The sequence below is a fragment of the Desulfuromonas sp. DDH964 genome (assembly GCF_001611275.1).
Classification (GTDB): Bacteria; Desulfobacterota; Desulfuromonadia; order Desulfuromonadales; family DDH964; genus DDH964.
Map to the genome: position 1 here is coordinate 163,584 of NZ_CP015080.1, position 25,470 is coordinate 189,053.

Consider the following 25,470-nt stretch of genomic DNA (forward strand, 5'->3'; position numbering starts at 1 on the left):
ACTAATAGTTATATAAAAAATCGTGTCATTGTCCATGAGGCTGACCGGAACTACCGGAGGCAGGGGACCCCATCAAATAACTCACAGCAAGGAGAACGCAACATGAAAAGGTTTCAAATCCCCATTCTGGTCGGCCTTTTAATCATCACCCTCAGCCTGCTGGTCGGTTGCGGCAGTTCCAGTGATGTCAAAACGGCAGCCAATGCGCAGCCGGCTGCCATCACCACCTTGAGTGACAGTTTCGTCACCACCGATTTTGTCGCCGCTGTCCAACAGGGCTCGGTCAATGAAAAGGTCGTTCTCATCGACACCCGTTCAGCGGCCGAATATGCCGCCGGGCATATCGAGGGAGCAATCAATGTCCAGCATGGCGACTACATCCGCACCCGCACCGTCGCCGGCGCCACCTCGGACGTCAAATACCTTATCGTCAACGAGCAGGAATTCGTCGACCTGGTCAACAGCCTGGGGATCACCCCAGACACCACCGTGGTGGTCTACGACAACGACATCAGCTTCGGCTGGGCGCCGCGCCTGGCCTGGACGCTGCAATATTACGGGCACGCCCGCGCTTTCTCGGTCGATGGCGGCATCCAGAAGTGGCAGCTGATCGATGGCCGTCCGCTGGTGACCACCCCGACCCTGCCGACCCCGAACACCACCAGCTACGTCATCAGCGGCCAGCGCAGCATTCTGGCCAGCAAGGAAGAACTGAGTGCCGCGGTGGGAAATTCCTCGTTTGTGGTGCTCGACGCCCGGGTGCCGGGGGAATACGCCGGGGTGACCAACGCCACCTGGGATGCCTACCGCCTCGGCCACATCCCCGGCGCGATCTTCATCGACTGGGCCGACGTGCTCAAGGATAACGCCGCTGGCGTTTGGCTGGCCGATGGTTCGCGTCCGGTCAAAGTGCTGAAGAGCGAGACCGAACTGCGCAACTACTTCGCCGCCCGTGGCGTCACCGCCGACACAACGATCATTGCCCATTGCGAGGGGGGGATCCGTTCCTCCTTCATCACCCAGGTGCTGCTCGGTCTCGGCTACACCGTGAAGAACTACGACGGTTCCTGGAACGACTGGGGTAAACAGACCGACGGCACCGCCTTCCCGGTGGAGAACACCACCGCCACGCTGGAAGCGTTGCGCGACCCCACCGCCGCGATCAGTGACTATTTCGCCAGCACCGACGAGCTTGCAACGGAACTTGCGGCCAATCCGGCCACTACCAAGATCATCGACATCCGCTCCGCGGCACTCTACGCGGCCGGTCACATCCCCGGCGCCATCAACGTTTCGGCAAACGCGTTGACCGTTGATCGTGCCGATGGCGTCCAGCGCCTGCTCCCCTCTCAAGCCGAGTTCATTGCCCTCGCTAACAGCCTCGGCATTGTCGATGGCGACCGCGTGATCGTTTACGATGCGGACAGCAGCTCGTCCGCCGCGCGGGTTGCCTGGTCCTTCGTCTACTACGGCCATGACGCCCGTGCCCTCGACGGCGGCTACAAGAAGTGGACCGGTGAAAGCAAATCGACCGAAACGACCGTCAATACCCCGGTCGCCACAAGCAGCTTCACCATTGTCGGCAACGATGGCAGCCTGGCCCTGGCCGCCGATGTTCTGGCGGCGATCAGTGACCCTGCGGCGGTCATCAACGACACCCGCCAGGCCACCGAATACCTGCAAAGCGTGCCGCGCACCGACGGCCTCAATCCGGGGCATGTGCCGGGCGCCATCTGGCTCGAATGGTCCGACCTGCTGACCTACGACGCCGCCACCGGCGCCAAGGTGCTCAAAGATGCCGACTCGCTCTTCTATCAGTTCCTCGCCGCTGGCATCACCCCGGACAAACGGGTCATCACCTATTGCCAGTCGGGCTACCGTTCGGGTTTCTCCGCCCTGGTGCTCAAAAGTCTCGGCTACCCGGAGGTGCAGAACTACGACGGCTCCTGGCGCGAATGGGGCAAGTACAACATTACCGACCCGACCAATTTCCCGGTCGAGTAAGCCCTTGGCACTCGCTGATGTCTAATTTCGGGTCGGCCCTCTCTCCGGGCCGGCCCACTTTTTCCCAATTGGAGCCTGACTGATGAAGCTTTTTCCTTTGCTACAGATATTCATCTCCACTGCGGTTCTGTTCCTCGCTACTTCCAGCCTCAGCTTCGCCGGAGCCTGGACCCAGAAAGCGGGGCATCTCTACAACCGGGTGGCGCTCAACTACTATTTCGCCGACCGCAACTTCGACGGTGACGGCGACCGGGTCGATTTCGCCAACAACGGCGAGTTCAGCGATTACAACCTGAGCAACTACTTCGAATACGGCCTGACCGACCCCTTGACGATTTTCGGCTCGCTGGCTTACAAACGGATTAAAAACGACAGCGATCTGCGCCGCGACACGACCTGGGGGGTCGGCGATATCGACCTCGGCTTGCGACAGCGGTTGCTCGACAATGATCTGGGGATCTTTTCGGTGCAGGCACTGGTGAAAATCCCCGAGGCCTACGACGAGGACGACTATCTGCCGCTGGGCAACGGCCAGTACGATATCGAAGGGAAAATACTCTACGGTCGTTCCCTCTACCCGCTGCTCCCCGGTTACACCAACCTGGAGCTCGGCTATCGCTGGCGCGATGGAGCGCCGTCCGACGAGATCCGCTATCTGGTCGAAATCGGTTTCGACCTGGCGGAAAAGGTCTACACCCGCGGGAAACTGGATGGCATTTTCAGTGTCGACAACGGCGCCCGCACCGACGCCACCGGTAATCCGACCACCACCAATAACTTCGACCTGGCCAAGCTGGATCTGACCATTGGCTACAAGCTGACCCCGGCCTGGGCGATCGAGGCGGCCTGGACGCCGGCAATTTACGGCCAGAACACCGCAGCCGGTGCGACCTACACCCTGGCGCTCAGTTTCGCCACCCCCTGAAAGTGAGCGATTGTTTCATGGCACAAACGAGTTCCGAACTGCGGGTGCAATTGCGGACGCACCAGTCCGAGATTCTTGTCGGTTGCGATGAGTGCGGCATCTGCGTCGCCCAGTGCCCCTATCTGCAGCGCAGCGGCAACCCGCTGCAAATCGCCGCCGCCCTCGATGGCGCCACCCCGGCCAGTCTGACCAGCGCGTTCGATTGCACCCTGTGCGGCCTGTGTAACGCGGTCTGCCCCCAGCAGCTGCCGCTTGACGATTTTTTCCTCGAAATGCGCCGGGAGGCGGTCGATCGCCATCACGGCGCATTCGCCGCCCACGCGCCGTTGAAAAATTACGAAAAGCTCGGCACCTCAAAACGCTTCACTCTCTACCGGCTTCCGCACGATTGCACGACGATTTTTTTTCCTGGTTGTTCCCTCTCCGGCACCCGTCCCGGCGGGGTCAACCAGGTCTTCAGCCAGCTGCAGCAAGGCGACCCGCAGGTCGGCATCGTCTTCGATTGCTGTCTGAAGCCCTCGCACAGTCTCGGCCGCGAAGCCTATGTCGACAGCATGTTCAGCGAGATGCGCGACTGGCTGGTGACGCAGGGGGTCAAGGAAGTGCTGGTCGCCTGCCCCAACTGTCAGGTCATGTTCGAACGTTTCGGTGCCGGGCTGCAGGTACGTACGGTGTGGGAAGCGCTGGCCGATTCCGGGCTGCAACCACAAAAGGCCAGCGGCACGGTGACGGTGCACGACCCCTGCGTCATCCGCAATTCGACCCCGACCCATGCGGCGGTGCGCACCCTGCTGCAGCGTCAGGGGTTGACGGTGGAAGAGATGCCCAATTCGGGCCCGAACACGGTCTGCTGCGGCAAGGGAGGGGGGGTCGACCTGCTCCAGCCCGAACTGGCGGCAGAATGGCAAGACCTGCGCCGGCGCGAAGCCGCGGGCCGTCGCACCATCAGCTACTGTGCCGGTTGTGTACAGGCACTCGGCACCCAGACCCCCACCAGCCATCTGGTCGACATCCTGTTTGCTCCGCAGGCGACTTTGGCCGATCGTAAAAGAGGCGCCAAAGCGCCCTGGACTTATCTGAATCGACTGCGCCTGAAAAGCGCCTACAACCGTAAAGAGGGATTTGCCGTGAGCCGTGAGAGAAACATTCTTCCTGAAAATTCGTCATCCAGAAAATCGGCGTTGAAACCTTTGATCCTGCTAACGTTGCTGGCAGCCGTCATCGCCACGATTCAGTTCTCCGGAGCAGACCAGTATCTGCAGCAGGAGAAACTCCAGGCCCTGATTGCCGACTATGGCGTGCTCGCCCCATTGATCTACATGCTGATTTATGCCCTGGCGCCGGTCCTCTTTTTGCCTGGTTTGCCGATTACTCTCGTTGGTGGCCTGCTTTTCGGCCCGGTCTGGGGAGTGGTCTATACCATTATCGGCGCCACCACCGGCTCGGCGCTGGCCTTTCTGGTCGCCCGCTATCTGGCCCGCGACTGGGTGGCCGCCAAACTGACCGGACCGACCTGGAGCAAGCTTGATGCCGAGGTCGGCCAGCATGGCTGGAAGGTGGTAGCCTTTACCCGGCTGATTCCGGCCTTCCCGTTCAACCTGCTGAACTACGCCTTCGGCCTGACCAGGGTCGGGTTTGTGCCGTATGTGGTCGCGACCTTTGTCTGCATGCTGCCGGCCTGTATCGCCTTCATCGTCTTTTCCAGTTCGCTGTTCGATTTGCTGCGCGGCAGCATTTCGCCCCGGGTTCTGCTGGGGATCGGGCTGGTAGGGCTGGTGTCGCTGCTCCCCGTTCTCAAGGGGAAACTGGGGGGGCAGGCGATCGATGCCAAGGAGCATTGAGGGGGGCAAGGGGCGAGATGTTCCATCGTGAGGATCCTATTCCTTCTGCTTTGATCGGTGGCGCAGCGCATCTGCCCATCCTGCCGGTGGTTATGGCGGGGGGCAGCGGCACCCGGCTCTGGCCCCTCTCGCGGGCTGGATATCCCAAGTATCTGCTCTCTTTCGACGGCGCCCGATCGTTGTTGCTCGATACGCTGTCGCGGACGCGCGCGTTGGCGCAGTGCGGCGATCCGGTCATTGTCTGCCATGCGGATCACCAGCTTGCTGTGGCCGATCAGTTACGAATCCACGGTTTTCAGGTGGGAACGATCCTGCTGGAACAGACCGGTCGCAATACGGCGGCGGCATTGACCGTGGCGGCCCTGCACGCGCAATCTGCCGATGATCCTCTGTTGCTGGTCCTGCCCGCAGATCACCAGATCACCGATGAGGCGGCTTTCGCGAGCGGGGTCGAGATGGGCATCGCTGCGGCAACCGCGGGTGATATCATTCTGTTCGGCGTCGTTCCGACGACGGCCGACTCCAACTTCGGCTATATTCGTGCGGCCGCTGCGCCCCCTCCCGCGGCCGTCTGTTCCTTTGTTGAGAAACCGGATCGGGAGAGTGCCCGTAAAATGCTTTTAACCGGGGACTGCTTCTGGAACAGCGGGATGCTGCTGGTGCGTGCTTCCACCTGGCTTGCCGAGGTGGCGGAGCATGCACCCGAGGTGCTGGTGGCCTGCCGATCGGCCTGGCGTGACGCGGTGGCTTCGACGGACGGATCGGTCCGGCTGGGCGCCGCCGGCTACTCTGCCTGCCCCGACCTTTCGCTCGACCGGGCGGTCCTGGAACGAACCCGGCGCGCCCGGGTTGTTCCGCTGGCTGCCGGCTGGTTCGACCTCGGTACCTGGCCCTCAGTCTGGGAGGTGGCCGGCAAGGACGGCGCTGGGAATGTCTGCCGGGGTGACGTGATGGCGGAAGAGAGCACCGGCTGTTATCTCTCCTCGGACAGGCAACTGCTGGTTGCCGTCGGCTTGCAGGACTGCATTGTGGTGGAAAGCGGGGATGCAGTACTGGTCGCCTCCAGAGAGAGCGCCCACAGGGTTGCCCAGGTTGTTGCCCGCCTCGCGGAGCAGAAGCGGCCGGAAACGATATGGCCGCGGCGCTGCCAGCGCCCGTGGGGACACTACGAAATCCTCGCCGTGGGCCAAGGATTCAAACTGAAGCTTCTTACCGTCGATCCCGGGGCGGCGCTCTCCCGACAGCTCCACCAGCATCGTGCCGAAGATTGGGTGGTAGTGAGCGGGGTGGGGCAGGTGGAAAGAGGTGACGAAGTTCTGCTAATCAGCGAAAACGACTCGGCCAGGATCCCGGCGGGGGTGGTGCACCGCCTGATGAACCCCGGTGCGGTGCCGTTGCAGGTAATTGAGGTGCAGTCGGGAGGTTACCTCGAAGAGGACGATATTACGCGGATTGAGGATGAATATGGACGCTAGCTACAGACCGTCGGCGATCGCCCTGATCATCCCGGCCCGCAATGAGGAACTGGCGCTGCCGCAGGTGCTGGCGCGGGTGCCTGCCGAGGTGACGCGGGTGCTGGTGGTGGACAACGGATCGACCGATGCCACCGGCGAGGTGGCCCGCGTCGCCGGGGCCGAGGTTGTTTACGCGGCGCGCCCCGGTTATGGCGCCGCCTGCCTGGCCGGACTGGCGGTTCTGCGCGAAAATCCGCCGGAGCTTGTCGCCTTTGCCGATGCCGACGGCAGCGATGGCGTGGAAAATCTGCCACAGCTGCTCTCCCTGATAACCGCCGGCCGTTGTGATCTGGCCCTGGCGCGGCGCATCCCCGAGGGGCGCGGCGCCTTAAGCGCACAGCAGCGCTTCGGCAACTGGCTGGCCACGCGGCTGATCCGACTTGGTTGGGGGCACCGTTATGAGGATCTGGGCCCGCTGCGCGCGATCCGCTGGACCGCTTTGGAACGTCTCGACATGCAGGATCGCAGCTTCGGGTGGACGGTCGAAATGCAGATTCGCGCCCTCAAGGCGGGGCTGCGGGTGCTGGAGTTGCCGCTTCCCTATCGGGCGCGGATGGCCGGAGATTCGAAGATCAGCCGCACGGTCAGCGGCGTAATCAGGGCGGGGGTCAGGATTCTGTGGGTGATCGGTCGTGAACGCTTGACGGCGACCAGCGCGACGCCAGTCGCGTTGCAAGGCGCGTACAAAGCGGAGCGCTGACAATCGCCGCCGCGACCCAGGACTGTTCCTGCCACTGGCCAAGGATGGCATAGGGGGTCAGCACCTGATAGCCGAGCAGCACCGACCAGCCGAGCGCCAGCCCGGCCGGGCCGCCGGCCAGCGGCAGCAGTGCCACCAGGTAGAGGGCGTACCAGGGGTGCAGGGTTGTGGTCAGCAGCAGGAAAAGCAGGGTGACCGCATAGCTGGTTTGAATAACTGCCGTTGTCGTCGCCTGCCGCGCGGCGCGCAGATAGAGCCCCGCTGCTGCCAGACCAAAGGTTGTCGCCAGCAGCAGGCGCGCCGTGCCTCCCGAGGTCAGATCGCGCAGGGCGCGATAGGCCAGTCCGGCAAACTCCCAGTTGCGCAGATAGAGATCGAGGGTGTCGAGCCCGTTCTGCAGTTCCGGCCAGAAGGGGAGGCTGAGGAGCAGGGCCACGAGAAGAAAGCCGCCCAGAAAGCAGCGCCGCACACCCCGGCACAAAAGGAGAAGCGCCGGCAAAAAAACCAGCGGGAAGAGTTTAACCAGCACCGCCGCCGCGAAGAGTCCCCCGGCGATGGTGGTGGCGACCGCCGCGCGCGGCGAACGGGGAATCTCCTTCAGCAGCACCAGCAGGGCGGCCAGCAGAAACAGCATGGCTGCCCCGTCGATATGCCCCGAAGCCGCGATTTCGAGGACCGGCAGCGGATTCCAGGCGTAGAGGATGAGCCACCAGGGGGGACGGCGTAAAACGGTCAACAGGCCCAGCAGCACCAGACACAGAACGAGATCGAGCAGCACCAGAAAGAGCTTGAACCTGGTAACGCCGTCGCCGAAGAGGGTGCCGGCGGCAAACAACAGTTGCGCCGCCGGCGGATAGATGGTGACCAGGTCGGGATGATTGATCAACCCGCGCAGCGCCTCCCGGTCGGCGGATGCCGGGGCAACGGCGGGGGCGGCGGCGTAGGGATTGACCCCCTGGCGCAGCTGGTGGCCATCCCACAGATACCGGTAGAGATCATCGGAGAGCTGCGGCGGCGCGACGACAAAAACGAGGCGCAACAGCAGGGCCACCGCCAGAATCAACAGCGTCGGGCAGCGGATCAGGCCGCGCGCGCAGACAAAAACCAGCAGCCCCAGCATCATCACAGCGAGGGCGCAAACCCCGATCAGTTCAGGCACGACCAGGCGCAGGTCGGCTTGCCGGGCCAACCATAAAAAGGAGCCAAGGATGACCAGGAGCAGCGGAGTCAAACGGGTTAAATTTTTCCAGCGATTATGGCTGGCGGGAGGACTGTTCATGGCAGCTTTTCTGTCACCCGTCTACGCGGTGGAAGCCGGAACCAACCATCAAGTCGATCTTGGCCTGATCACGGTGGCGACCCTGCAGCAGCAGAGCGAGGCATGGGTGCTCCTCGATGCGCGCCCCAAGGCAGAGTGGGCGGCCGGGCATCTGCCCGGAGCGCATTCATTTTCGTGGGAAGATTACACCAGAACCGACGCGCAAGGAATCCCCTACCGCCCCTGGCCGGCGCAGGAACTGGCTGCCGCCCTGGGTCAACTCGGCATCAGCGAACAAACACCGCTGGTGGTCTATGGCGATGCCGACACCAGCTGGGGCGGTGAAGGCTGGACCGTCTGGCTGCTCGCCTGGCTGGGACATCGGGGACCGATCCGCCTGCTGGACGGTGGCGTGCAGGCCTGGCGGCAGGCGCAACTCCCCCTGACCGGCGAAACCTCGGCAGTGAAAGAGAGTGCCGCCTATCAGGTTGCGCCGCGCGCGGAACTGTATATCTCTACAGAGGAGATCGTGCAGGCCCCGCAGGCGCAGACGCTGGTCGATGTCCGCTCCTTGCTCGAATGGGTCAAGGGGCGGGTTCCGGGTGCGGTGCGCATCCCCTGGGAGGATTTTTACCAGGGTGAAAATCGTGCCCCTCTGACACCGGATGCGCTGCAAAAACTCCTCGCCAGGAATGAGATCGATCCGTCGAAGCCGGTCGTTTTTTACTGTGCCGGTGGCATCCGTTCGGCCTACGCCTGGCTGGTCTACCAGCTTGCGGGCCTGCCGAACGGGCGTAATTACGAGGGGAGCATGGAAGCCTGGAACCGCCGGTCGCAACCTTGACCGCGCGCCGTTTCATCGGCGCGCTGCTCCTGGCCCTGCTGTTGATTTCGGGAAGCAGGGGAGCGGCGATGGCCGAACAGGTGCTCTGGCTGCAAGCCAAGGATCCACGCAACTGGCAGGTGGTTGCGGGGGGCGCCGCGGGGGAGTTGCGCTATGATCCGGCCCAGGGAGTATTCCGCTTCAGTGCGCACGGACTTGCACCGCAGAGCGATTACGCCCTGGTGCGGCATAACGACAAGCCGCGCGACGGACAGGTGCTGGCGGTTGGTCGCAGCGATCTTGACGGTCAGCTGCAATTACAGGGAAACTGGCAGTTGTGGAGCCAGAAATTCTGGCTGCTGCCGGTCGCCGATCTCACGCTTGAAGGGAGCCGGGCCGAGCTCAAAGCCTGGCATCCGCGCCACTATCTGTTTGAGAACCGCCGGCTTGGTGAAGATGGCTGAAGCCGCACCACGGCCCCCAAAGAAGGAAAGGTTTTCTGGTTCCCGTGACCCTGACTGATCTCTTTGCCCGGCTCTGTGCCGGGCTCTATTTCACCTCGCTGGCCGGACTGGCCTGTTATGGCCTGCACCGGCTCTGGCTGCTGGCCTGCTGGATGAACGAGCGGCACCGGCCCGATCCCTTGCCCCCTTCCGCCGCTGCGGGGGAAGAGTTGCCGATCGTGACCGTGCAGCTGCCACTCTATAATGAGCAATTCGTCGCAGTGCGCCTGCTCGATGCGGCTGCCGCCCTCGACTGGTCCGCAGAACGCCTCGAAATTCAGGTACTGGACGATTCGAACGACGCAACCTGTGCGCTGGTCGATGCGCGCAGCGCCTACTGGCGGCAGCGCGGCATCGACATGCAGGTGATCCGCCGCACAGAGCGCAGTGGCTACAAGGCGGGTGCGCTGGCGACGGGGCTGAAGAGTGCCCGGGGATCGCTGGTGGCGATTTTCGACGCCGACTTTATCCCGTCGCCCGATTTTCTGCGCCGCACGGTGGCGCAGTTTCGTGACCCGCGGATCGGCATGGTGCAGACCCGCTGGAGTTTCTGCAACAGTGAACACTCCTGGCTGACCCGGGTGCAGACGATCCTGCTCGAACCCCATTTCCGCATCGAACACCTGGTCCGCTTTCGCCGCGGCCTCTTTTTCAACTTCAACGGCACCGCCGGCATCTGGCGGCGTCAGGCGATCGAAGCAGCCGGCGGCTGGCAGGCCGATACCGTGACCGAAGACCTCGACCTGAGCTACCGCGCCCAATTGGCAGGCTGGCGTTTTATCTGCCTGGATGAGGTCGCCGTCCCGTCGGAGTTGCCGGTGACCCTGGCGGCCTTCCGCAGCCAGCAGCAGCGCTGGGCCAAGGGATCGTTGCAGACCGCGCGCAAACTGCTGCCGCGCATCTGGCGCGCGCCGCTGCCGCTCCAGATAAAGGTCGAGGCCGGCTTTCATCTGCTGGCGAACTTCGGCTGGCTCCTCGCGACCCTGATCGTGCTGACCCTCTATCCGGTCATGACCTGGCGGGTCGGCATCGGTCCCTACCAGCTGCTGCGCCTCGATCTGCCGCTCTTTTTCGGCGCCAGCGCCGCCCTGACCTTTTTCTTTCTGCTCCACCTGCTGGTGCGGCGCAACTTTGCCAGCCTGCGCTATCTGCCGCTGCTCCCCGCACTCTGTATCGGCCTGGCTCCCAGCCTCCTCTTTGCCATCTTCCAGGGGTTGACCCGGCGCGGCGGGATCTTTGAGCGCACCCCTAAATTCGGCCTGACCGGTCGCGGTCGCCGCCGTGCGCTGTCGAACATCTATGCCCAGAAGGGCTGCGCCTATCTGCTGCTGAATCTGCTGCTCTTCACCTACAGCCTGCTCCCCCTCGCCTTCTCCTGGGATCGGCGCGTCTGGGCCGCCATTCCGCTGGCGGCGCTCTTTCCCGCCGGCTTTCTGCTGCTGATCTGGCGCGAAGGGAGTGATCGGCTGACACGCTACTTCTCTATGCGCAGCAGCCGTTAAGCACCGGACCGGGAGAAAACGGAGCGCCCCTGAGTAAAAGACGATAAAAACGATAGGCAAATAAGTTTTTTCTTGACAGGCGTCCGCCGGCGCTTTTATAGTTTTGCCCAGGCGACATTGACAACCAACCGGCTGACCGGACCAACCGGAGGCCAGAATGCTTCTCCCCCCTCTCTTCCGGGGTGACGGTGTTCTGGCCTCTTTTTTTCTGCCTGACGTGTACGCCACGCTTAAGGCCAAAGGAGATCGACCATGAATATTTCGCTGTTGCATCGTCTCACCCCCCTTGCCGCCGTCACCCTGCTGGTGCTGTCGGCCCTGCCGGCCCTGGCCGGAACCCCGCTCAAGGTCGGCTACCTGCCGGTGACCGGCCACGCCAAGTTCTTCATCGCCCAGGACAAGGGGTTCTTCGCTGCCGAAGGGCTCGATGTCGAACTGATCCAGTTCCACAACTCGGCCGACGGCCTGTCGGCGATTCGCGCCGGTCAGCTCGACGTCGGCGCCTTCGGCACCACCGCGCCGCTGGTGCATATCGCCAAGGGGGCCGAGATCCAGGTGATCGGCGGGATCATGGGGCAGGACGCGGCGCTGATCACCACCGCGGCCAACGCCGACAAGGTGCGGAAAGTGACCGACCTGAAAGGGAAGAAGGTCGCCACGGTGCGCCTGGCCAGTGGCGATGCGGTGCTGCGTGGCGCCCTCAATCAGGCCGGTATCGACTGGAAAACCGAAGTCGAAATCTTTGAGCTGAAAAACCCGCCGGCGGTGATCGAAGCGGTCAAGTCCGGCCAGGTCGATGCCGGCCTGGTCTGGGGTCCGCACGATCTTCGCGCCGAGGAGCAGGGGCTCAAGGTGGTGATCCGCAGCGACGAACTCTCCCCCGGCCATCCCTGCTGCCGCCTGACTGTCAGCAACGCCAGCGCCACGGATCATCCCGAGACCTGGAAGCACTTCCTGCGGGCGATCCTCAAGGCCGAAAAGTTCGCCAGCGAAAATCGGCCGGAGACCGTGGCGATCATCACCAAATATCTCAAGCTCGACGCGGCCTTGATCGAGAAGGCCTACTACAGCCCGCATCTCGACCAGTCTTCCGACCCCAACGTCAAGGGGGTGGAGGAGTTCTGGAGCACCATGCAGAAAAGCGGCTTCGTCGAGTCGAACAAGGCGATCGCCCCCTACATCAATACCGAGATCTACCGGCTGGCGCTCTTTGAACTGACCAGAGAAGAGCCCAAGGAGGCCTTCTGGGCCAAGCTCTGGGAGATCTTCAACGCACGGGATCGTTCATGACTGCAGGAGCATTTTCGGCAGCAGAGAGTTCGCGGAGGGGGGGGCTTGCCGTGGGAGGGGTGCGCTTCTCCTACGGCGAGACCGAAATTTTGCGGGAGATCAAGCTGCAGATCGCGGCCGGCGAGTTTGTCTGCCTGCTCGGCCCCTCCGGCTCGGGGAAGACCACCCTGCTGCGCCTCCTCGCCGGGCTTGAGGTGCCCAGCACCGGCAGTCTGCACTGGCAGGGGAGTCCGATCAGCGGTCCCGGCATCGAGCGCGGGGTGGTCTTTCAGGACTACTCCCTCTACCCCTGGCTGAACCTCGCCGACAACATCGGCCTGGCCCTCGAAAAGTCCTTGCCCGAGATGCCGCGCAAAGGGCGCCGGGAGCTGGCGGCGGCCTACCTGCAGATGGTCGGCCTGGCCGGGACCGCGAAGAAGTACCCTTTCGAGCTCTCCGGCGGCATGCAGCAGCGCGCCGCCATCGCCCGCGTCCTCGCCCTCGGCTCGCCGGTGTTGCTCCTCGACGAGCCCTTCGGCGCCCTCGACCCGGTCAACCGCCTGCGCCTGCAGGATCTGCTGCTGGAGATCTGGCGGGCGGAACAGCCGCGCAAGACCGTGGTTTTCGTCACCCACGACGTGGAGGAAGCCCTCTTTCTCGGCGACCGGCTGGTAGTGCTCGGCTCCACTCCGGGCCGGGTGATCGCCGATCTGGAGGTCCCCTTCGAGCGCCCGCGCCAGCGTCGCCAGGTCTTTGCCGACGGGCGCTACCAGAGGTTGCGCCAGCAGATCGACGAGCTCTATCGCTCCGACATCCAGCGGCGCCTCGCCGCGGAGGAACAAATCAGCTCGCCGGCGGAAGGAATCTGAACATGGCTGAATCGCAACTGAGAACCGCCGTCATCGGCGCGCAACCCCGCGGGCAATCTGCCGCCTGGAGATTTCCCGGCGTGCAGGGTCGCGAAGGGTGGCTCTTTTTTCTCGCCCTGCTCGGGCTCTGGCAGTTTCTCACCACCGCCGTCGAGCTCCCCAACCCGGGACTCTTTCCGACCCCGCGGGTGACGGCCGTCGCCCTCTGGCAGTCGCTCCCCGAACTGTTGCAGGGGACCTGGGCGTCGCTGCTGATCTTTCTCCCCGGCTACGGCCTGGCGATCGTCGCCGGCATCGGTTGGGGGCTGCTGGTCGGCACCAGCGGCTGGTTGTCGCGCGCCTTCAACCCCTTCGCCCGGGTCGCCGCGCCGATTCCGCCGACGGTCTACATCCCCTATGCCATCGCCCTGCTGCCGAGTTTTTTCACCGCGGCGATCTTCGTGGTCTTTGTCGGCGCCTTCTGGCCGATCTTCGTGAATACCGCCGCCGGTGCCGCCCAGACCCCGCAGCGCCACCGCGACAACGCCCGGGTCCTCGGCATCGCCTATCTTCCCTACCTGCGCCGGGTGGTCCTGCCGGCGGCCCTGCCGCAGGTCTTTTCGGGACTGGGAGTGGGGCTGGTCCTCTCCTTCATCATGCTGACGGTGGCCGAACTCTTCGGCGCCCACAAGGGGCTGGGGCGTTTCGTCCAGTATTATGCCGACTACGCCGATTATCCGCGCATGGTCGCCGGCATCCTCTACACCGGCCTGGTGGCCTTTTCCGCCATGGCCCTGCTGGAAAAGATCAAACGCCGCCTGTTCTTCTGGGTGCGCTGACGCAAGGAGACCAAGGATGCAAGATCAGGAACTGTTCGAAGCCCTGGCCACCGCGGTGGTCGAAATGGACGAGGAGCAAACCGTCGCGCTGGCGCAGGAGGCGATCCGCCGGAATATCGACGCCTACCGCGCCATCGACCAGGGGCTGGCGATCGGCATGGAACGGGCCGGCGCGCTGTTCGAGGAGGAGGAGTATTTCATCCCCGAACTGTTGATGTGTTCCGACGCCATGTATGCCGGGCTGGAGATTCTGCGGCCGCACCTGCGGGTCGCCGCGGCGGCCGACAAGGTGCGGGTGGTGATCGGTGTCATCCAGGGGGATACCCATGACATCGGCAAGAACCTGGTGCGGATTCTGCTGGAGGCCGCCGGCTTCGAGGTCACCGACCTCGGCCGCGACATCGCACCGCTCGCATTCGTCACCACCGCCGAGCGGATCGACGCGCAGGTCATCGCCCTCTCCACCCTGATGACCACCACCATGGACGGGATGGGCGAGGTGGTGCGCCTGCTCGACGAGCGGGGCAATCGCCAGCGCTTCCGGGTGATCGTCGGCGGCGGGCCGATCTCGCAGGGCTTCGCCAGTCGCATCGGCGCCGACGGCTACGCCGCCAACGCCGCCGAGGCGGTCAAGCTGGTGCGGCGCCTGACGGCCAGCAGCGAGGTCGCGGCATGAACCGCGATGCGCTGACACCTGTCCAGCGGCTGGCCGCCTGGGGGCGGGGCGAGCCCATCGACCGCCTGCCGTGCGTGCCGATCGTCGGCAATGGCGCCGCGCGGGTGCTCGGCGTCAAGGTGCGCGCCCTGCGTGCCGATGCCCGCCTGCTTGCCGCGGCGCAAACCGCCGCCTGGCGCCGCTTCGGTTACGACAACGTCCGCATCTTCACCGACCTCTACGTACTGGCCGAGGCGATGGGAGCAACGGTGACCCTTCCCGAGGACGAAACCGCCTATCTCGCCGCGCCGGCCATCGACGACGTGGCCGGTATCGCCGCGCTGCAACCTGCTGACCCCCGCCGCGACGGCCTGCTGCCGCGGCACCTGGAGGCTCTGGAGCGTACCCTGGCCGCCATCGGCGACCAGGTGCCGGTGAGCGCCGCCGTCACCGGCCCGCTGACCACCGCCTCGTTCCTGATCGGGGCCGAAAAACTGAGCCGGCTGATGCTGAAGGATCCGGAGGCCGTCCATCGCTTGTGCCGGATTGCCCTGGACAGCGCCATCGGCTTCGCGGCGGCGATCATCGCCGCCGGCGGCACCCCCAGCCTCACCGAGCCGATGGCGTCGAGCACGGTGATCAGCCCGCGCCAGTTCGCGACCTTTGCCCAGCCCTACCTGACCGAACTGGTCGACTTCATCCATCGCCAGGGCAAGCCGGTGACCCTACACATCTGCGGCAAGACCGAAAAGAGCTGGGAGGGGATGGTCGCCACCGGCGCCGATACCTTAAGTCTCGACAACGAGGTCGACCTGGCCGCGGCCGCCGCGAAGATCGGCGACCGGGTCCGGATCATGGGCCATGTCCACCCGACGGCGGTCCTGCTGTCGGGGACGCCGGCGACGGTGCGGCAGGCGGTGCGCGATGGCGTGCGCCAGGCGCACGCCGCGCCCAGGGGCTATATCGTCGCTTCGGGGTGCAGCCTGCCGACCGAAACCCCCTTCGCCAATATTGACGCCATGCTCGCGGCGGTGCGCGAGATCGGCTGGCCGGTCCAGCCGCATGCCCTGACGGAGGGATCATGAGTCTCAGCCCCAAGGAACGCCTGCAACGCACCTTGAGCCGACAGCCGGTCGACCGGCCGCCGGCCATCTGTACCGGCGGCATGATGAACGCGGCGGTGGTCGAGGTGATGACCTCCAGCGGAGTCACCCTGCCGGCCGGCCATCACGATGCCGGTTTGATGGCGGCCCTGGCGACGGAGGTGCAGCAGGCGACCGGCTTTGAGAATATCGGCGTCCCCTTCTGCATGACCGTCGAGGCCGAAGTGCTCGGCAGCGAGATCGACTTCGGGTCGCTGAGCTGCGAGCCGAAAATCGCCCGCGAAATCTTCCCCTCGTCCCGGCAGGTGGTTTATCGCCCCCTGGCCGAGCTGCTCGGCGCCGGGCGCATCCGGACCGTCGCGGCGACGGTGGAGGCGCTGGCGCGCCGCCACCCGGAGCAGCCGGTCATCGCCAGCCTCACCGGGCCGGTCTCCACCGCTGCGTCGATTGTCGACCCGATGCAGTTTCTGCGCGAGTTGCGCAAGGATGCCGAGCACGCCCATCGGGTGCTCGATTATGTGACCGCTTTTCTGGAAGGGTTCGCCCGGCTGCTGATCGAGGCCGGCGCCGCGGCGGTGGCCATCGGCGATCCGACCGCCACCGGCGAGATTCTCGGGCCGAAAATGTTCGAGAGTTACGCTGTTCCGTATCTGAACCGACTGACCGGGAGTATCCGCGCCGCCGGCCGGCCGGCGATTCTGCATATCTGCGGCGATCTCAAGAGCGTGCGGCCGCTGGTGGGCCGGCTGCGCGCCGATGCCCTGAGTACCGACGCCCTGGTCAACCTCGCGCAGCTCAAGCACGACTTTCCGCAGCTGACCACCATGGGCAACATCAGCACCTTTCTGCTCGAAGCGGGCGATCCGGCGAAGATCGAGCGGCAGACGGCGGGCCTGGTCCGGGCCGGCGTCGACATCATCGCCCCGGCCTGCGGTCTCTCCACCGCCAGCGCCCTGGCCAACATCCGTGCCCTGACCGGCACGGTCAAAGCGGGCTGACGCCGTGCCGCTGATCGAATTTTTCCCCGCCGCGCGCCAGGTCGAGGTTGAAGTCGGCACCACGCTGCTGCAGGCGGCACGGCGCGCGGGGGTGGTGATCGAGGCCCCCTGCGACGGGGTCGGCACCTGTGGCAAATGCAAGGTGCGGCGCCTGGCCGGCGAGACTCGGACCATCGTCGGCGCCCGCCACGCCCTCAGCCGTGCGGAACAGGCGGACGGCTGGCTTCTCGCCTGCCAGGAGCAGGTCTGCGGCGATCTGCGACTGGAACTGGCGGAGCGCCAGCGCGAGACGGGGCTGCGCATTGCCCACGGTGGAGCGGCCCGCAGCGTCCCCCTGCGACCGGCGGTCGGCAAGGAGTTCGTGGCGGCTACCGGCCAGACGCTGGTACATAGTGGCGAGGACCTGCTCGGCGTGGAGCAGGGGGACACCCGCGGCGAGCAGTTCGGCCTGGCGGTCGATATCGGCACCACCACCCTGGTCGTCGCCCTCATCGATCTGCGCACCGGCGCCGAGCTGGCGGTCGCCTCCAGTCTCAATCCCCAGGCGCGTCACGCCCAGGATGTGCTGTCGCGCATCCGCTTTGCTTCCCGGGAGGGCGGCCTGTCGCAGCTGCGCGGCGAGCTGCTTGACGCCCTCAACCAGCTGACCGCCGAGGTGGCGGCTGCTGCCGGGATCGGGCGGGAAGCGATTTACGAAGCGGTCCTGTGCGGTAACACCTGCATGCTGCACCTGGCGACCGGCACCGATCCCTCCCCCCTTGGCCACTCTCCCTACACCCCGACCCTGAGCGGCGGCAGCCGCCACCCGGCTGCCGAGTTCGGCCTTGAGATCGCCGCCGTCGGCCAGGTCTACCTGCCGCCGATCATCTCGGCCTATGTCGGCGCCGACCTCAGCGCCGGGCTGCTCGCCGCCGGCCTCGATAGCGAGACGCGCAGCATGCTGCTGATCGATATCGGCACCAACGGCGAGATGATCCTCGCCCACCAGGGCAGACTCTTTGCCACCTCCACCGCCGCCGGACCGGCCTTCGAGGGGATGAACATCCGCTGCGGCATGCGCGCCGCCGCCGGAGCGATCGAGCGCGTTCGGATCGACGCTGACGGGGCGATCGCCCTGCAGACCATCGGCGAGCGAGATCCGCTCGGCCTGTGCGGCAGCGGCCTGCTCGATGCCGTCGCCGAGCTGCTGCGCAGCGGCGTGGTCACCAGGGCGGGGGGCTTTTTGCGCTCGGCCGACAGCCTGCCCGCCAGCCTCGGCGCCCGGCTGGTCGCGCGGGACGGAAAGCCGGTCTTTGTCATCGCCGACGAGGTGGTGCTGACCCGCGGCGATCTGCGCCAGGTCCAGCTGGCCAAGGGGGCGATCCGGGCCGGGATCGACCTGCTGCTGCGCCAGGTCGGTCTTTCCCCCGAGCAGCTCGACGGCGTGCTGATTGCCGGCTCCTTCGGCCTGCACCTGCGCCCGGAGAGCCTGCTGACCATCGGCCTGCTCCCCCCGGAGTTCGCCGGACGGATCGAATTCGTCGGCAACACCGCCAAGAGCGGCAGCCAGGCCCTGCTCCTCAACCGCGACTGCCGCCCGCACCTGCAGCAGCTGGTCGGGAAGATCGAGGTGCTGGAGCTGGCCCACCACGCGGAGTTCGCACAGGTTTTCGTCGCCAGTCTCGGTTTCTGATCCCTCCCCCCCCGCACGCGTAACCATCCAGCAGTCCTTCCCGAATCCGGGAATTCAACCTGCAGCTCAAGAGTTCAGTGTATCTTGCACCGGCCGGCCGGTTGTTCGTAAACTGGCGAACCGTCAATGGGCGTGTCCGCCACCATGACTCTCCGGTTTAGGTGTCCCGTGGTGCGGCCCGGCATGCACCGCCTCGACAATCCCCTCCACGTAGTGCACGTAGGTCACGTAGTCGGCGACAAAAGCGCGGCCGGCGGCGATGCTGTCGGCGGCGTGTTGACGGCTGGCATGGGCGGCAGCGAACTTGTCGCGAATCCCCTGCTCCACATGGGCGGCGATGGCCTTCGCCAGTTGGTCGACCGAGCCTTGTTCCAGCGCCCGGTCGGCCTTGGCGATCGGCGCCGGCACGGTCGCTCCGGCTTTCAGGCCGGTGTAGGGGGCACCTTCGCCGGCCCGGTGAACCCGCACCAGCGTTTCAAAGAAATAGCGGTCGGCCAGTTCTTGTGCGCTGCCATCGAGGTGCCGCACCTTGAGCGTCTGGGCAAAGGCGGCGCGAATCTCTGCCTCGTCCTCGGCGCGGACCCATTTGAGGACGGTTGTGACATCCTGTGCGGCCAGTGCGGCACGCGCGTCAATCACCACCGGTCCGTCGAGGGTGTCGCAGTGGGCCCAGGTGAATTGGGGCGTCAGCAGCAGGGCGGCAGCGAGGGTCAGCAGCAGGAAGCGATCAAAACGTGTCTTTGGCATCTTTCTTCTCCTTCGGCGATGGGTAAAATGAACATGCGGGTCATCTTGTTGGTAAATACGCAGCGACGGCGGCAGATGTGACAGTTCGATGGTCTTTTTGCCGATCGTCACATCCGGACGTTCTGCTGCGTATAGTCTTAAAAGGGGAGAGCGGGGGAGAGCGGGAATTGTGACCGATGAAGAGTTGATGCAGGCCTATGCCCGGGGAGAACAGGCGGCCTTTGATCAATTGTACGCCCGGCATAAATGCCGAGTGATGGGCTATCTGTTGAAGCGGTCAGGCGATCGGACTGCGGCCGAAGACGTTTTTCAGGCCGTATTTCTGAAACTGCACCGCAGCCGCGACAACTACCGGGATGAGCTGCCGTTTCTCCCCTGGCTGTTTACCATCGTGCGCACTGCCCTGATCGATGCCGCGCGGCGGGAGCAAACCCGCAGCGCACGCATCGTGCTGGATGGTGAGCAGGTTGCGGCAGCCGTTGCCGACCACGTGCCGGACCCGGCGCCTCTGCACGAGGCGCTGCCCGCGCTCGCCACGCTCAGCCCGGATCAGCGCCGGGTGTTGGAACTGCGCTTCGGCCAGGGGTTCAGTTTTACCGAGATCGCCGAGCAGCTCGAACTGTCGCCGGCCAATGCCCGGAAGCTGGCCAGCCGCGCCCTTGGCAGGCTGCGCCGGTTACTGGGTGGCAAGGAGATGACTCATGACCCGTCATGACGAAGACCAGATATACCGGGAGTTTCACGATTTCGAAACGACAGGACCGATAACGCCCGGCCCGGCACTCGATGAGGCTGTCAGCGCGCGGATCGGCAGGGAGATGCGGCGGCAAACCTGGCAGACCGGTCTGAAAATGACCCTGGCCCAGATCGCCACGGGGCTGGCCACCCTGACCGTCTGCCCGCAGTTCGGTCTCGGCCTGGGCGGCCATCTCTCTTTGCACGCCGGACATGCCGGTGCCCCGGCGCTGTTCTTCTACCTGTTCTGCGGCCTGCTGTTCGTCAGTTGCGGTGGGATTCTGTGCGGTCTGCTGCTGCGGCGCACCGAGCTGGCCTGGGCCAGGCGATTCAGTACCACCTTTTTCCTCGGTTACGCTGCGATCGCCTATTTTATGCTGGTGATGCTGGGCAGCGAAGCGTTCGTCGTCGCCTCCCTGGCCTGGATTCCCGGCGCCGCCCTCGGCAATCTGGCCGGATTCGCCCTGACTCGCACCCTGCGCCAGCGCCTGGCCTGAAGCATTCCTGCCTGGTTGCGCCCTCAGCTCAAGGTGAAAAAGAACGTCGCCCCCTGCCCCAGCTTCCCTTTGGCCCAGACCCGCCCCCCGTGCCGCTGCACGATTTTCTGCACGGTCGCCAGGCCGATGCCGGTCCCCGCAAACCCGCTGGCATTGTTCAGGCGCTGGAACGGTTGAAACAGTTTGCCGGCCTCGTGCATGTCGAAGCCGATACCGTTGTCCCGGACGAAAAAGACCTGTTTGCCGGAACGCTCTTCGACGCCGAATTCAACGCGCGGGGCCGATTGCTCGCGGGTGTATTTCCAGGCATTCTCCAGCAAGTTGCTCAGCACCGGGCGCAGCAGTTGCGTATCGCCCTGCACCAGCACCTGATCCGGTGCGATGAACTCGACGCGGCGCTCCTCGGGGTCGGTGTCGGCGCAATCGGCGGCCACCTCGCGGGCCAGCGCCGCCAGATCGACCGTCTCCAGAGCCAGCTCCTTGCGGGTGCTCTTCGTCAAGACCATGATGGCTTCGATCAACCGGTCCATCTGTTCGCTGCCGGCGCAGATGGTCGTGAGCAGGAACTGACCATCCTCATCCACGCTGGCTGCATAGTTCTCCCGCAGGATCTCCGCCGCCGACGCGATCTTGGCCAGCGGCGTGCGCAGGTCGTGGCTGAGCGAGTAGCCGAACGCTTCCAACTCCTGGTTGGCCGCCGCCAGTTCGCTGGCCCGCTGCTGCAGGGAGGTCTGCATCTTCTGCATCTCGTCCTGTAACCGGTTGAGATCGGTCGCCAGCTCACCGATTTCGTCGCGGGTATCGATCTGCAGGCGGGCTTTGCTGTCCCAGGATTGGGTGACGTTCCGGATGTGCTGGTGCAGGGACTGAAACAGGTTGAGGCTTTTGCGCATGGAGAGATAGAGCAGGGCGTTGCCGACCACGAGGATGGCGACAAATCCTGCCAGGCTCGACACCACCCCGCGCCAGAGGGCGTCGTGCAACAGGGTGATGTTGCGCTGTGTCACCAGCACGCCGGCGGTTTGGTCAAAGGCGTCCCGGACCGGTCCGACGCCGATCAGATACTCTTGCCCGGCGAGGCGCGAAGGCTCGACGGCAAAACTTTCCAGGCCCCGACCGAGCAGGCCGTTCAAGCGGTCAGCGAGCAGGAGGAAGGTTTCCCGGTTGGTCGGGTAGAGCAGACTGAAGTCGCCCTCGGCATCGGGGCGCAGGGCCGAATCGTACGACTCAAGGTAGCTGGCAGGCAGGAACAGGCCGAAATCGTTGCCGGTGATGTGCTTCATCTGCTCGAAAATGTGATCGATCTCTTCGGCCACCTCCAGATAGCCGATATGGGTGCCGTGCAGATAGATCGGGGTGACGCAGCGCAGGGAGAAAAAATTGCGTCCCATTTCCAGGCCGTGAGCCGTCGAGCGGGTCGCCGCGGCGCGCAGGTAGGTCGCCCGCTCCAGCCTGTCGCCAAACTGCTCCGGCCTGTGGGCGCGCAGGAAGACCTCGCCGTCAAGGGAGATGAAGTACATGTGGGTGATGTGATGCTGGCTTTTGAGCTCGGTGAAAACCGGCTGTACGGCCGCCAGCAGGGCGGAACGATCGCCCCGGGCGAACGGTTCGAGCAGCGGTTCCAGGCGGCTCAGCCCCGTCAGGGCGCGGCGCAGACCGTCGGCATCGGATTGCAGGATGGTTTCGAACAGGTGATGGTCGTGAATGGCCAGGTCGCTGAAGCGATGCCGCAGCTGCCGAACCTGGTTCTGGTAGGAATAGCCGCCCAGAACCAGCGCGCTGAGGAGCATGATGACGGTTGCCGCGAGGATCAAACGCCCCTTGATGCTCATGAAAATGGTCATCTACGCCCCCGATTATCGCATCGTGAAGAGCGGGCCATCTACCAGCGAGTCGTTGATCGGCATGTACTTCTGCAGCCCTGGTCGTCGCCTTGGGCAACAAAATCGCCAAACCATCACTGATATGTATCGCAAATTGGATGCCATGTCTTCTCCATATCCGTTTTCTTCGGGGAAAACAGGGTTTTTTCCCAGCAGCGCGTGATCGGCACTGTTCGGTAATCGGCGCGCTCCGGAGACTTTGGTACTATTCTGGTAAAGAGAATCACGCCAAACCACCAAACTGGTTCCCAAAAGCTGGTGACCAGAAGGAGTCGGCATGGAAGCGGGGATCGAGGTCAGGAATATCCGCAAGACATTCGGTTCTTTTTGCGCACTGGACAACGTCAGCCTGGTGGTGCCTGCCGGCAAGCTCATGGCGCTGCTCGGCCCCTCGGGCTCGGGCAAGACCACCCTGTTGCGGATCATCGCCGGGCTGGAGGCCGCGGATGCGGGGAGCATTTTTCTGCAGGGGGAGGATGTCACCGGAGTGCCGGTGCGCAAGCGCCGCATCGGGTTCGTCTTCCAGCACTATGCGCTGTTCCGCAACATGCGGGTCTTCGATAACGTCGCCTTCGGCCTGAAGGTTCAGAAACGCCGGGAACGGCTCAGCCGGGCTGAGATCCGCGACCGGGTGTTCGATCTGCTGCGCCTGGTCCAGCTAGAGGACCTCTCGGCACGCTACCCTTCGCAGCTCTCCGGCGGTCAACGGCAACGCATTGCCCTGGCCAGGACTCTGGCGACCGACCCCAAGGTGCTCCTCCTGGACGAACCCTTCGGCGCCCTCGACGCCAAGGTGCGCCAGGAGTTGCGGCGCTGGCTGGTGCGGCTGCATGACGAGCTGCACATCACCAGCCTGTTCGTCACCCACGACCAGGTCGAGGCGTTGGAGGTCGCCGACCAGGTGGTGATCATGAACGAGGGACGGATCGAGCAGACCGGCACACCGGAACAGATCTACAACCAGCCGGCTACGCCATTCGTCTACAACTTTCTCGGCCACGTCAACGTCTTTCACGGGGTAGTCCAGGCCGGACTGGTCCGGATCGGCAATGTCGAGGTCTGTTTTCCGGAATTGCGCAAAAGCCGGAACCGTCCCGTTGTGGCTTTCGTCCGCCCCCAGGATCTGGCGGTCAGCGATCAGCAGGAGAGCCCGGGGGAAGTCGAGGCCAGGGTGGTCCACCTCCATTCGGCTGGGCCGACCGCCCTGGTCGAGCTGGAAAGTGCCGACGGCAAGGAGTTGCTGGAAGCCGAGATGCCGCCGGAGCGTCTGCGGCTGCTGAACCTGCGGGAAGGTGACCGGGTGTTCGTCAGGCCGCTCAAGATGCAGGTTTTCGAGGAAAATGAAGACCCTGCACAAACGATTTAAGCCTCTCCAGTCGGGTCTCTGCGAGGGTGTAAAAAAGATCCTGATTAGCCCTAATTCTCAGCTGAGGGGCGAGAGCACCTTGGGCATCCAATATGTAGGGGCCCCATTGTTCAATTCATCGCTACGGCTTGGGCTCTTGTAGGGGCGATCCGCATCAAGCTGAGAATCGGACCTAATCAGGAAAAAAGATTGTGTAAATGGCCATTCAGGGGTACACCGGGACCCCACCCTCTAAGGAGCCCCCATGGCCATCGAAAAAGATCTGCTGGACCGTCTGCTTGCCGACTACAAGAAGCCCGAAGACCTGATCGGCGAAACCGGCTTGCTTAAACAGCTCACCAAGGCCCTTCTGGAACGAGCTTTGGAAGCGGAATTGACCCAACACCTGGGGCACGAGAAGCATGCTCCCGTGGCCACGAAAGGCGGCAATGCCCGCAATGGCAAGTCGGCCAAAACCATCAAGGGCGAATTCGGCAAACTGCCGATCGAGGTTCCGCGTGACCGGGACAGCAGCTTCGAGCCGCTCATCATTCCCAAGGGCCAGACCCGCTTCGCCGGCTTCGACGGCAAGATCATCTCCCTCTACGCCCGGGGGATGACGACCCGGGAGATCCAGGGGCATCTGGAAGAGATTTATGGCGTCGAGGTCTCTCCCGCCCTCATTTCCAGCGTGACCGATGCCGTCGCGGACGAGGTCAAGATCTGGCAGAACCGACCGCTCGACGCCCTCTATCCCATCGTCTATATGGACGCGGTCCGGGTCAAGGTGCGAGACAACGGCCACGTCAGCAATAAAGCGGTCTACCTGGCCCTGGGCGTCACCCTGGACGGCATCAAGGAGGTCCTGGGCATGTGGGTGGCCGAGAACGAGGGCGCCAAGTTCTGGCTACAGGTGGTGACCGAGTTGAAAAACCGGGGTGTCGAAGACATCTTCATCGCCTGCGTGGACGGGCTCAAAGGTTTCCCCGAGGCCATCGAAGCAGTCTTTCCTCGCACCCAGGTCCAGCTCTGCCTCGTTCACATGGTGCGCCATTCTCTCCGCTACGTCTCCTGGAAACAGCGCAAGGAAGTGGCGGCCGATCTGAAGTCCATTTACCAGGCCGCGACGGCCGAGCAGGCCGAAATGAACCTGACGGAGTTCGAAGCGAAGTGGGATAAAACCCACCCCTCCATCGGCCAGTCCTGGCGGCGCAACTGGGAGAGAATCACCCCGTTTTTCGCCTACCCGGCGGAGATTCGCAAGGTGATCTACACCACCAATGCGATCGAATCGCTAAACATGTCGCTGCGCAAGGTCACCAAGAACCGGGGCTCATTCCCCAACGACGCAGCCATGTTCAAACTGCTCTACCTGGCGCTGAACAATATCGCCAAGAAATGGACCCTGCCGATTCGGGACTGGAAGGCCGCCCTCAACCGGTTCTCCATCTTGTTCGAAGGCAGGTTGCCGGTTTACTGACGACAAAAACCCAAGCCATTTACACAAACTGATTTACACCGCCGTCTCTGCCAGCTCTTTGCGAAGCCTTGAAACCTCTACTACCAAATCCGACACGGACCGGTTACCAAAAGAAATTTGCCCTTTGCTACGATACTTTTTGATCCAGTTGCGCAACGTCTGCTGCGACACGCTTAATCGACGACTGACCTTTGCAACCGTCAGTCCACCATTTACAACCAGGCTGACAGCCTCCTGCCTAAATTCATCTGAATAAAACGGCCTCGGTATACACCCAAGCGACACCATCCTATTAACCTCTCAGGCTAATAGGATGGTGTCCACTTTTT

General features: G+C 64.0%; 23 protein-coding genes. 19 read left to right on the forward strand and 4 right to left on the reverse strand.

The features are described from left to right. The first annotated feature begins 102 nt into the window (after window positions 1-102). From DBW_RS00775 to DBW_RS00795, 5 genes are all read left to right on the forward strand, one after another. Window positions 103-2,004 (forward strand): sulfurtransferase, encoded by a 1,902-nt coding sequence (locus DBW_RS00775; RefSeq protein WP_066722858.1) that lies wholly within the window; start codon window positions 103-105, stop codon window positions 2,002-2,004. Between the two features lie 82 nt (window positions 2,005-2,086). After that, the gene (locus tag DBW_RS00780; protein WP_066722862.1) at window positions 2,087-2,929 is read left to right on the forward strand and encodes a hypothetical protein; all 843 of its coding nucleotides are present in this window, start codon (window positions 2,087-2,089) and stop codon (window positions 2,927-2,929) included. Window positions 2,930-2,946: 17 nt separating this feature from the next. Next, window positions 2,947-4,770, forward strand: a complete 1,824-nt coding sequence (locus tag DBW_RS00785; protein ID WP_066722865.1) for a VTT domain-containing protein — start codon at window positions 2,947-2,949, stop codon at window positions 4,768-4,770. 17 nt (window positions 4,771-4,787) lie between these two features. Next, window positions 4,788-6,245, forward strand: a complete 1,458-nt coding sequence (locus DBW_RS00790; protein WP_066722868.1) for a mannose-1-phosphate guanylyltransferase/mannose-6-phosphate isomerase — start codon at window positions 4,788-4,790, stop codon at window positions 6,243-6,245. Continuing rightward, window positions 6,235-6,984 (forward strand): glycosyltransferase family 2 protein, encoded by a 750-nt coding sequence (locus DBW_RS00795; RefSeq protein WP_066722871.1) that lies wholly within the window; start codon window positions 6,235-6,237, stop codon window positions 6,982-6,984. The genes DBW_RS00790 and DBW_RS00795 overlap by 11 nt, the downstream gene beginning before the upstream one ends. Here the strand turns inward: DBW_RS00795 and DBW_RS00800 are convergent. Continuing rightward, entirely contained in the window at window positions 6,893-8,263 is a 1,371-nt protein-coding gene (locus tag DBW_RS00800) for a glycosyltransferase 87 family protein (protein WP_066722874.1), read from the reverse strand. The two genes, DBW_RS00795 and DBW_RS00800, sit on opposite strands and share 92 nt — an antisense overlap. On the opposite strand from DBW_RS00800, the gene DBW_RS00805 reads away from it, so the two are divergent. The 10 genes from DBW_RS00805 to DBW_RS00850 all read left to right on the forward strand — a co-directional run bounded on the left by DBW_RS00805 (window position 8,262) and on the right by DBW_RS00850 (window position 18,454). Further along, complete coding sequence (locus tag DBW_RS00805) at window positions 8,262-9,086, forward strand: sulfurtransferase (RefSeq protein ID WP_066722877.1); 825 nt, start codon at window positions 8,262-8,264, stop codon at window positions 9,084-9,086. The genes DBW_RS00800 and DBW_RS00805 overlap by 2 nt on opposite strands. Beyond that, the gene (locus tag DBW_RS00810; RefSeq protein ID WP_066722879.1) at window positions 9,083-9,529 is read left to right on the forward strand and encodes a hypothetical protein; all 447 of its coding nucleotides are present in this window, start codon (window positions 9,083-9,085) and stop codon (window positions 9,527-9,529) included. Before DBW_RS00805 ends, DBW_RS00810 begins: the two co-directional genes overlap by 4 nt. 44 nt (window positions 9,530-9,573) lie before the next feature. Continuing rightward, window positions 9,574-11,070: a glycosyltransferase gene (locus tag DBW_RS00815; protein WP_231875361.1), complete on the forward strand. Its 1,497-nt coding sequence runs from the start codon at window positions 9,574-9,576 to the stop codon at window positions 11,068-11,070. Window positions 11,071-11,322: 252 nt separating this feature from the next. Continuing rightward, window positions 11,323-12,360: an ABC transporter substrate-binding protein gene (locus tag DBW_RS00820; protein ID WP_066722881.1), complete on the forward strand. Its 1,038-nt coding sequence runs from the start codon at window positions 11,323-11,325 to the stop codon at window positions 12,358-12,360. Continuing rightward, window positions 12,357-13,208 (forward strand): ABC transporter ATP-binding protein, encoded by an 852-nt coding sequence (locus DBW_RS00825; RefSeq protein ID WP_082820098.1) that lies wholly within the window; start codon window positions 12,357-12,359, stop codon window positions 13,206-13,208. The genes DBW_RS00820 and DBW_RS00825 overlap by 4 nt, the downstream gene beginning before the upstream one ends. A gap of 2 nt (window positions 13,209-13,210) precedes the next feature. Next, the gene (locus DBW_RS00830) at window positions 13,211-14,026 is read left to right on the forward strand and encodes an ABC transporter permease (protein WP_082820099.1); all 816 of its coding nucleotides are present in this window, start codon (window positions 13,211-13,213) and stop codon (window positions 14,024-14,026) included. Window positions 14,027-14,042: 16 nt separating this feature from the next. Then, complete coding sequence (locus tag DBW_RS00835) at window positions 14,043-14,702, forward strand: corrinoid protein (protein WP_066722886.1); 660 nt, start codon at window positions 14,043-14,045, stop codon at window positions 14,700-14,702. Then, window positions 14,699-15,766 carry a uroporphyrinogen decarboxylase family protein gene (locus DBW_RS00840; RefSeq protein WP_066722889.1) on the forward strand — a complete coding sequence of 356 codons (1,068 nt, stop codon included), beginning with the start codon at window positions 14,699-14,701 and terminating at the stop codon, window positions 15,764-15,766. Before DBW_RS00835 ends, DBW_RS00840 begins: the two co-directional genes overlap by 4 nt. Further along, window positions 15,760-16,782, forward strand: a complete 1,023-nt coding sequence (locus DBW_RS00845) for a uroporphyrinogen decarboxylase family protein (RefSeq protein WP_442856872.1) — start codon at window positions 15,760-15,762, stop codon at window positions 16,780-16,782. Before DBW_RS00840 ends, DBW_RS00845 begins: the two co-directional genes overlap by 7 nt. 4 nt (window positions 16,783-16,786) lie before the next feature. Beyond that, a complete protein-coding gene (locus DBW_RS00850; protein WP_066722894.1) occupies window positions 16,787-18,454 on the forward strand; it encodes an ASKHA domain-containing protein in 1,668 nt (555 codons plus the stop codon). A gap of 123 nt (window positions 18,455-18,577) precedes the next feature. Here DBW_RS00850 and DBW_RS00855 read toward each other — a convergent pair whose 3' ends face one another. After that, on the reverse strand, window positions 18,578-19,201 hold the full coding sequence (locus DBW_RS00855; RefSeq protein WP_066722897.1) for a DUF6448 family protein: 624 nt from the start codon (window positions 19,199-19,201) through the stop codon (window positions 18,578-18,580). 169 nt (window positions 19,202-19,370) lie between these two features. On the opposite strand from DBW_RS00855, the gene DBW_RS00860 reads away from it, so the two are divergent. Next, window positions 19,371-19,916, forward strand: coding sequence for an RNA polymerase sigma factor (locus tag DBW_RS00860; protein ID WP_066722899.1), 546 nt, complete (start codon window positions 19,371-19,373; stop codon window positions 19,914-19,916). Next, window positions 19,903-20,433, forward strand: coding sequence for a hypothetical protein (locus DBW_RS00865; RefSeq protein WP_066722901.1), 531 nt, complete (start codon window positions 19,903-19,905; stop codon window positions 20,431-20,433). Before DBW_RS00860 ends, DBW_RS00865 begins: the two co-directional genes overlap by 14 nt. Before the next feature lie 23 nt (window positions 20,434-20,456). On the opposite strand, the gene DBW_RS00870 is transcribed toward DBW_RS00865, so the two are convergent. Then, window positions 20,457-22,277, reverse strand: a complete 1,821-nt coding sequence (locus tag DBW_RS00870) for a sensor histidine kinase (protein ID WP_066722903.1) — start codon at window positions 22,275-22,277, stop codon at window positions 20,457-20,459. Between the two features lie 316 nt (window positions 22,278-22,593). On the opposite strand from DBW_RS00870, the gene DBW_RS00875 reads away from it, so the two are divergent. After that, on the forward strand, window positions 22,594-23,682 hold the full coding sequence (locus DBW_RS00875; RefSeq protein WP_066722910.1) for a sulfate/molybdate ABC transporter ATP-binding protein: 1,089 nt from the start codon (window positions 22,594-22,596) through the stop codon (window positions 23,680-23,682). Window positions 23,683-23,926: 244 nt separating this feature from the next. After that, window positions 23,927-25,141 carry an IS256 family transposase gene (locus DBW_RS00880; protein WP_066722912.1) on the forward strand — a complete coding sequence of 405 codons (1,215 nt, stop codon included), beginning with the start codon at window positions 23,927-23,929 and terminating at the stop codon, window positions 25,139-25,141. A 33-nt stretch (window positions 25,142-25,174) separates the two neighbouring features. On the opposite strand, the gene DBW_RS19190 is transcribed toward DBW_RS00880, so the two are convergent. Then, a complete protein-coding gene (locus DBW_RS19190) occupies window positions 25,175-25,429 on the reverse strand; it encodes a transposase (RefSeq protein WP_082820101.1) in 255 nt (84 codons plus the stop codon). Window positions 25,430-25,470 lie beyond the last annotated feature (41 nt).